Raw genomic sequence first — 8,063 nt, 5'->3', positions numbered from 1 at the left:
CCCGGTCAGCACCCGCACCCTGCTGCCCGGCAGCGGCCGCCAGATGCTCCGGGACCTGCTCCTCGGCGGCCAGCCACGACGGCCGGGCGGCAGCATTCCGGTGATCGTCCCGGACGCCGCCCCGTCGTCGTCGGCACCGGCCGGAGAGCTTCAGGTGATCTGGTACGGCCACGCGTCCGCACTGATCGAGATCGAGGGTCGCCGGGTGCTCGTCGATCCGGTCTGGAGCGACCGGTGCTCGCCGTCGGCTCTCGTCGGCCCCCGGCGGCTGCACCCGGTGCCGGTGCCGGTGGACCGGCTTCCCCGGTTGGACGCCATCCTGATCTCGCATGACCACTACGACCACCTGGACATGGCGACGGTACGCGCGCTGCGGCACGGCCAGTCCGCACCGTTCCTGGTGCCCCTCGGCGTGGGCGCCCACCTGGAACGCTGGGGGGTGCCGCCGCACCGGATCGTCGAGCTGGACTGGACCGAACGCGCCACCGTGGCCGGGTTGGACTTCACGGCCGCCCCCGCCCGGCACTTCTCCGGACGGGGGCTCGTCCGGGACCGTACCCTCTGGGGCTCCTGGGTGATCGCCGGCCAGCACCGCAGGGTGTTCTGCTCCGGCGACTCCGGCTACTTCGCCGGCTACGCGGAGATCGGCAGCAGGCACGGGCCGTTTGACGTCACGCTGATGCAGGTCGGCGCCTACGCCGTCGCCTGGCCGAACATCCACATGCTGCCCGAGGAGGCGGTCACCGCGCACCTGGACCTACGCGGCGGCCTCCTCGTCCCGGTGCACTGGGGGACCTTCAACCTCGCCCCGCACGCCTGGACCGAGCCGGTCGACCGGCTGTGGCGGGAGGCGAAGGCCCGGGGCGTACGCCTGGCGGTGCCGCGCCCCGGTGAGCGGGTCATCGTGGATCATCCGCCCCCGGTGGACGGTTGGTGGCAGGCACTCGGCTGACCGTGACCCGCGCCTGATCCGTCTGCGGCCCGGTGCGGCCCGGCCGGGCCGTCAGCGGCTCAGCGTCAGCTCGGGGTCCTCATCGGCCGGCGTCGGCTCGGTCATCCCCTGCCCGACGGCCGCGTAGACGGCTGGCCGCCTGGACCGGAGGATCAGCCCCCAGGCGAACCCGGCCAGTCCGGCGACCAGGGTGACGGCCGGCAGCAGCCAGGCCAGATAGCGGGGGTTGTCCGGAGCGAGCAGCGCGTCGAAATTGACCACCAGTACCACCAGGACGGCGAACAGCAGCACGGTCGCCAGTGCCGGCGCGACCAGCCGCTGCCACGTGTTGACCTCGGCCTCCGGGCGTCGCCGGAAGAAGCCGACCACCGCGGCGGAGGTCAGCGTCATCAGCAGCACCACGCCCACCGCCGAGACCCCGCTGAGCCAGGTGAACAGGTCGACCACCGGGTCCCGGTCGGTCGCCACGAAGGCGAACACCACGACGAGTGCCAGGACCGACTGGGTCAGCGAGCCGGCGACCGGCGCACCGGTCCGGACCCCGGTGCGACTGAGGTACGGAGGCAGCACCCGCTCCCGCCCCAGGGCGAACAGATAACGCGCGACTCCGTTGTGAAAGGAGAGCAGCGCGGCGAGCACCGAGGTGACGAACAGCAGGTAGGCGACGTCCGCCACGGTCGTACCGGCGTGCTCGGCGAGGGTGCCGAAGACCACCCCCGGGCCGGCCCCGGCCGACGCGGTCTGCACGTTCTCCGGCCCGGTCGCCACCGTCAACGCCCAGGCGGACAGTGCGTAGAACCCACCGGTGAAGGCGACCGCGATGTAGGTGGCCCGGGCCACCGTACGGCGTGGGTCCTTCACCTCCTCGCTGTAGATGGCCCCGGACTCGAACCCGGTGAACGAGGCGATTCCCAGCGCCAGCACGGCACCCAGACCGGCGGCGAACAGGTTGCCGGGATCCAGGCCGGCGAGGCTGACGCTTCCGCCCGCCGGATTGCCGAGGGACACCACGTCGAAGACGACGACCGCGAGACATTCGAGGAGCAGCAGCACCGCGAGAACCGTGGCGTTGAGGTCGACCTGGAGGATGCCCAGGACCCCGACCACCAGCAGACCGACCAGCGCCCACACCCACCACGCCTGCTCGACGCCGAACCTGGTGGTCATGAAGTCGCCGACAACGGCGCCGAACAGCCCGTACAGGCCGATCTGGATGGCGTTGTACGCGGCCAGTGCGATGAACGAACCACAGACCCCACCGGCCCGGCCGAGCCCGCCCGCGATGTACGAATAGAACGCCCCGGCGGTGCTGACGAACCGGCTCATCGCGGCGTAGCCGACGGCGAACACGGCCAGAATCACCGCCAGCAGGACATACGACAGTGCGGCGCCGACGTTGCCACTGACCGCGTACATCGTGGTCACCCCACCGCCGAGCACGGTCAGCGGAGCGGACGCCGCGACCGTGAAGAAGACGAGATGGATCGTGCCGAGACGTCCCCGGCGCAGGCCGGCTTCCGGAGCGGAACTGGCTGACATATGTCGATCTCTCTCGGTATGGGGGCGAGAAAGGGACTCTCGGACGACACCGGAGAGGTTATGGCTGATCACGCCGCGCGACAAGAGATCGACGTAGCAGAGTATCGAACACGCAGGGCATGGACGGGTTGAACGGACAGTGCTCCTTGCCGTACCGTCTCGCATCGACACTGAGCGCTGACCGACCCGGCGCGCGCCGGCCGGCCGAGGATGACGGATGACCAACAACGCGGGCGCCCCCACCGAGCGGCTGGCCGACGAACTGTTCCTCATCGCGCACGACGACTACAGCGGCAAGCCGCTCGCGGCGGCGATTCTGGTCAACTCCGCGCTCGCGGGCGCGTTGCTCGCAGAACTGCTGTTCGACGGGCGGATCACGTTCGCCCGGTCCCACGTCTACGTCTCGGACGACCGGGCCTGGCATGAGCCGGTGACCGACCGGGTGCTGGGCGAGATGGTACGGCGCGGCGACGGGCATCCGGCCCGTTCGTGGCTGGAGTTCCTCGCGCCCCGGGTCCGCGAACACGTCGGCGATCGCCTGGTGAGTGCGGGTGCGGTTCGCCGGATAACCGCGCGCGGGCTCAACCTCCGCACCCAGGTGCGCTGGCCCGGACTGGACCCCAACCGGGTGGCCCGGCCCCGGGTACGCCTGAACGCCGTCCTGGAACGCTCCGAACAACCGCTGGACCCGCGCACCGCGACACTGGCCGGTCTGGTCCGGGCCGCCGGCCTGGTCCGGGCGTTGCTGTCGACCAACCGGACGATCGTGACGGACCGGATCGCCGCCGGCCGCCGACTCCTCCCGACCGAACTGGCCGAGCTGCTCAACGCGGTCGACGCGGCCGTCGCCTCCACCGCGCTCACCATCCGTCGCTGAACAGCCTGTAAGGAAGGGCCCCTTCTTATCGCTTTCTGTAGAAGAAGGGCCCCTTCCTAACACCTCGCGCAGTGCGTGGCGGTGCTCGCCGGCACGTCCAGGGTGGGGTTGCGGTCGAAGAAGCCGTCCGGGCGCAGGGTGAAGCCGCACCGGTCGACCGGCATCACCGGCCACTCCTCCGGGCGGGGGAAGTGGGTGGTGCCGAAGGTGTGCCACAGCACGATGTCCTGGCCGTCGATCGACCGGTCCGCCGCCACATAGGCGGGCAGGCCGGCACCACCCGGATGCTGGTTGACGAGGTCGCCGGCCGGGTAACGCTCCGCCGGGTCGTACCGGGTGACCCACAGGCTCCGGGTCGCGAACGCCGCGCGGCGGGCGATGGACGAGTCGGCGTCGGCCAGCAGCACCGCCTGGCCCTCCGGCCGCAACAGGTAACCGACCGGCTGACCGAGCCGGTTGGGGCGATTCGGATTCGACACCCGCCACACCCGCCCGCGCGCGGCGTCCGCGCTCCGGGCACCCTCCGACTCGGCCGCCAGCCGCGTCGCCACCCGGGTGAACGCGTTACCGTACGGGTTCTCCGGGCCGACCGGTACGACCCGGATGTCGAGTTCGTCGACCGCGTTGCGGACCCCGTCGACCGTCATGTCGAGCCGGGCGCTGAACAGGTGCTGGTGGTACGGCGCACCGAGCCCCGGAGCGACCTCGGTCGCGTACCCGTCGCCGGGGCGGTACGCGGAGGTGAACAGGACGCCGGTCGCCTTGACCTCCAACTGGATCGTGCCGTCCAGGTAGAGGTACCAGTAGAAGCCGTAGTCGTAGTTGCCGACCGTGACGAAGGAGGAGATCACCAGCCGGCGCTGCCGACGGGTCTGGGCCGAGCCGGTGAACAGGTCGGAGTGCTTCCACAGCACCCCATGGTCCTCCTCGTGCAGGCAGATCGCGTTGGTCACCTCGCGCGGCTCACCGGCGCCGTCCGCGAGTACCGCGTCGAAGTAGTAAATCTCCCCCAGGCAGTCACAACCCAGCACCAGCGAGTTCACCTGGTGGCCGAGCAGGTACTCGCCGGCGTCGAAGTAGTTCTGCCAGAACCGCACCGGGCCCGGATCGGCGTACGGGACCACCATCTCGGCCACCGAGGCCCGGTAGAGCACGGGGCGGTCCCGGCCACCGTCGGCGATGCTCAGTTGGTGCAGCACCAGGCCCTCGCGGGGATCGAAGCCGACCCGGAAGGTCCAGTTCTCCCAGCGCACCAGGTCCCCGTCGACGGAGAAACCCGGGCCCTCCGGTTGACTGATCTCGATCGGCTTCAGGCTGGTACGCGGCGGACCGACGTACGCCGGATCGTCGAAGTTGCCCTCCTCCTCGGGTACCGGCAGCAGCTCGTGGTCGACCAGTTCGGTGACCCGGCGCTCGATCAGGTCGACGTACGCGACCACGCCGTCGATCGGATGGGCCCAGCAGTGGTCCTCGGGCCGGTGGGCCAGAAAGGACAGCACCCGGAGCAGCCGCCGGCCGCGCTCCCCCGGCAGGTCGAAGTCCCCGGCGGAGAGCGGGCAGGGCCGGACCAGATCCAGGTCGGTGATGCCCCGGCGGGCCATCGCCGCCCGCCATCCCGGATCGGCCTTGACGATCTCGTCGACCGCGGCGAACTCCTCGAGCATGATCGGTGGCTGGCCGTCCCGGGCCGGATCGTTCTCCCGCACCGAGCCGACCGTGCCGCTGGTCAGCGACGCCACCACGGTCCGGGACACTCCGGTGGCCACGTCCAGCAGCACGGCCCGCACCCGGCGGTCGACCTCGTCCCCGGCGGAGTACGCCAGCACCACGTCCTTGGCCGGCTCCTCCAACGCCAGCAGGGCGAACCGGGTGGTCGGACCGAGCAGGCCGTGCTGGTCGAACAAGGCCCGCGCGGACCGGATCTCGTCGGCGGTCAGCCGGGCCAACGGATGTACGTCGGCGGTCAGCCGGGCCAGCGGACGTACGTCGGCGGTCAGCCGGGCCAGCGGACGTACGTCGGCACCGTCCGCGCCGGAGCCGGCGGGCCGGTCGTCGGCCAGATGAGTCATGAGGCACCTCGTCGATCCGCGGTTCATCCGGAGCCGACCTAACCCGAATCACTCTCGGTTGTCCATATCCGACCGCCCGCAGACGTCGATCGGCGGGCGGGCGGGCCGCCGGCGGCGGGCGCCGCCCGGGTGGCGGTCGGGGCCGGGTGCGGCAGAATGCACTCCGGCACCCAGTGAAACTTCCCGGCCTCCGGCGGAGTGCGCTGGCGGAACCCAGTGGAGAAGGCGGATCAGGATCGTGACAACCTCTGCGCAGCCGCGCTCGGTGGACCAGCGGATCGCCGAGGAGCTCGGCGTACACGAGCGGCAGGTCCGGGCCGCGGTGGAGCTGCTCGACGGCGGATCGACCGTGCCGTTCATCGCCCGGTACCGCAAGGAGGTCACCGAGTCGCTCGACGACTCCCAGTTGCGCACCCTGGAGGAGCGGCTGCGCTACCTGCGGGAGCTGGAGGAGCGCCGGACGGCGGTGCTGGAGTCGATCCGGACCCAGGGCAAGCTGGACGACACGCTCGAGGCGCAGATCATGGCGGCCGACTCGAAGGCCCGGCTGGAGGACATCTACCTGCCGTACAAGCCGAAGCGCCGGACCAAGGCCCAGATCGCCCGGGAAGCCGGCCTGGCGCCGCTGGCCGAGACACTGCTCGGCGACCCGTCGCAGGATCCCCGGAGCGTCGCCAGCGGCTTCGTGAACCCGGACGCCGGAGTGGCCGACGCCACCGGCGCGCTGGACGGTGCCCGCGCCATCCTGGTCGAGCGGTTCGCCGAGGACGCCGACCTGATCGGCACCCTCCGGGAGCGGATGTGGTCGCGGGGCCGGCTGGTGTCCCGGGTACGGGACGGCCAGCAGGAGGCCGGCGCCAAGTTCGCGGACTACTTCGACTTCGCCGAGCCGTACACCCGGCTGCCCTCACACCGGATCCTGGCGATGTTCCGGGGCGAGAAGGAGGGCATGCTCGACCTGACCATGGACCCGGAGGAGGCGTCCGCCCCCGAGGACGCACCCGTCGGCCCGAGCCGCTACGAACAGGAGATCGCCGCCCGGTTCGACATCGCCGACCGGGGGCGACCCGCCGACCGTTGGCTCACCGACACGGTGCGGTGGGCCTGGCGTACCCGGATCCTGATCCATCTCGGCGCCGACCTGCGGATGCGGCTGTGGCAGGCGGCGGAGGACGAGGCGGTCCGGGTCTTCGCGACCAACCTGCGTGACCTGCTGCTCGCCGCGCCGGCCGGTACCCGGTCGACGATGGGCCTGGACCCGGGGCTGCGGACCGGGGTGAAGGTGGCGGTGGTCGACGCGACCGGCAAGGCGGTGGCGACCGACACGATCTATCCGCACGAGCCGCGCCGGCAGTGGGACGCCTCGATCGAGACGCTGGCCCGGCTGGCCCGGGCCCACCAGGTCGAACTGGTCGCGATCGGCAACGGCACCGCCTCCCGCGAGACCGACAAGCTGGCCGCCGAGCTGATCAAGCGGCACCCCGACCTGAACCTGACCAAGGTCGTCGTCTCCGAGGCCGGCGCCTCCGTCTACTCCGCCTCCGAGTACGCCTCCCAGGAACTGCCCGGGATGGACGTCTCGCTGCGCGGGGCGGTGTCGATCGCCCGCCGCCTCCAGGACCCGCTCGCCGAACTGGTCAAGATCGACCCTCGCTCGATCGGCGTCGGCCAGTACCAGCACGACCTCTCCGAGATGAAGCTCTCCCGCTCGCTCGACGCGGTCGTCGAGGACTGCGTCAACGCCGTCGGAGTGGACGTGAACACCGCGTCCGCACCGCTGCTGACCCGGGTCTCCGGGATCGGCGCCGGCCTGGCCGAGAACATCGTGCTGCACCGGGACGCCAACGGCCCGTTCCGGACCCGCCGGGCCCTCAAGGAGGTCGCCCGGCTCGGCCCGAAGGCGTTCGAGCAGTGCGCCGGCTTCCTGCGCATCCCGGGCGGGGACGACCCGCTCGACGCGTCCAGCGTGCACCCGGAGGCGTACCCGGTGGTCCGGCGGATCCTGGCCAGCACCGGCGGCGACCTCTCCGCGCTGATCGGCAAGGCCACCGTGCTCCGGGGGCTCAAGGCCAGCGAGTACGTCGACGCCACCTTCGGCCTGCCGACGGTCACCGACATCCTGCGGGAACTGGAGAAGCCGGGCCGGGACCCGCGTCCGGCGTTCCGGACCGCGACCTTCGCCGAGGGGGTGGAGAAGCTCGGCGACCTGAAGCCGGGAATGCTGCTGGAGGGCGTGGTCACCAACGTGGCGGCGTTCGGCGCGTTCGTCGACGTCGGGGTGCACCAGGACGGTCTCGTACACGTCTCGGCGATGTCCCGGACCTTCGTGAAGGACCCGCGAGACGTGGTGAAGTCCGGTGACGTGGTCCGGGTGAAGGTGCTGGACGTGGACGTACCTCGGAAGCGGATCTCGCTCACCCTGCGACTCGAGGACGAGGCCGAGACCGGGCAGCGCCCGTCCGGTAGCGCCGGGTCCGGCCGGGGCGGCCCGGACCGGGGTACGCCGCGCGGCGGCGGTCAGTCCCGCCAGGGCCAGGGGCAGCCTCGTCAGGGTCAGGGTCAGGGTCAGGGTCAGGGTCAGGGTCAGGGTCAGGCGCAGGGCCTCGGCCATCTCACTGTTGGCCGC

5 protein-coding genes are annotated in these 8,063 nt (G+C 71.5%); 3 read left to right on the top strand and 2 right to left on the bottom strand.

Annotated features, from left to right (window positions below):
* Positions 1 to 952: MBL fold metallo-hydrolase (locus I0C86_RS38540; RefSeq protein WP_196206253.1), on the top strand; the 952-nt coding region annotated here is incomplete at its 5' end.
* 51 nt (positions 953 to 1,003) lie between these two features.
* Here the strand turns inward: I0C86_RS38540 and I0C86_RS38535 are convergent.
* Positions 1,004 to 2,491 carry an APC family permease gene (locus I0C86_RS38535; protein WP_196206252.1) on the bottom strand — a complete coding sequence of 496 codons (1,488 nt, stop codon included), beginning with the start codon at positions 2,489 to 2,491 and terminating at the stop codon, positions 1,004 to 1,006.
* 217 nt (positions 2,492 to 2,708) lie between these two features.
* Here I0C86_RS38535 and I0C86_RS38530 point away from each other — a divergent pair, with 217 nt between their 5' ends.
* Positions 2,709 to 3,368 (top strand): GOLPH3/VPS74 family protein, encoded by a 660-nt coding sequence (locus I0C86_RS38530; protein WP_196206251.1) that lies wholly within the window; start codon positions 2,709 to 2,711, stop codon positions 3,366 to 3,368.
* A gap of 56 nt (positions 3,369 to 3,424) precedes the next feature.
* On the opposite strand, the gene I0C86_RS38525 is transcribed toward I0C86_RS38530, so the two are convergent.
* Positions 3,425 to 5,437: a primary-amine oxidase gene (locus I0C86_RS38525; protein ID WP_196206250.1), complete on the bottom strand. Its 2,013-nt coding sequence runs from the start codon at positions 5,435 to 5,437 to the stop codon at positions 3,425 to 3,427.
* A gap of 238 nt (positions 5,438 to 5,675) precedes the next feature.
* Between I0C86_RS38525 and I0C86_RS38520 the strand changes: the two genes are divergently transcribed.
* Positions 5,676 to 8,063, top strand: a 2,388-nt coding sequence (locus I0C86_RS38520; protein WP_407676396.1) for a Tex family protein, incomplete at its 3' end; no start/stop codon positions are given.

Source organism: Plantactinospora alkalitolerans (assembly GCF_015690345.1).
GTDB lineage: Bacteria > Actinomycetota > Actinomycetes > Mycobacteriales > Micromonosporaceae > Plantactinospora > Plantactinospora alkalitolerans.
The sequence above is the reverse complement of the archived record's forward strand: the minus strand, read 5'-3'. Positions and strand labels throughout refer to the sequence as shown.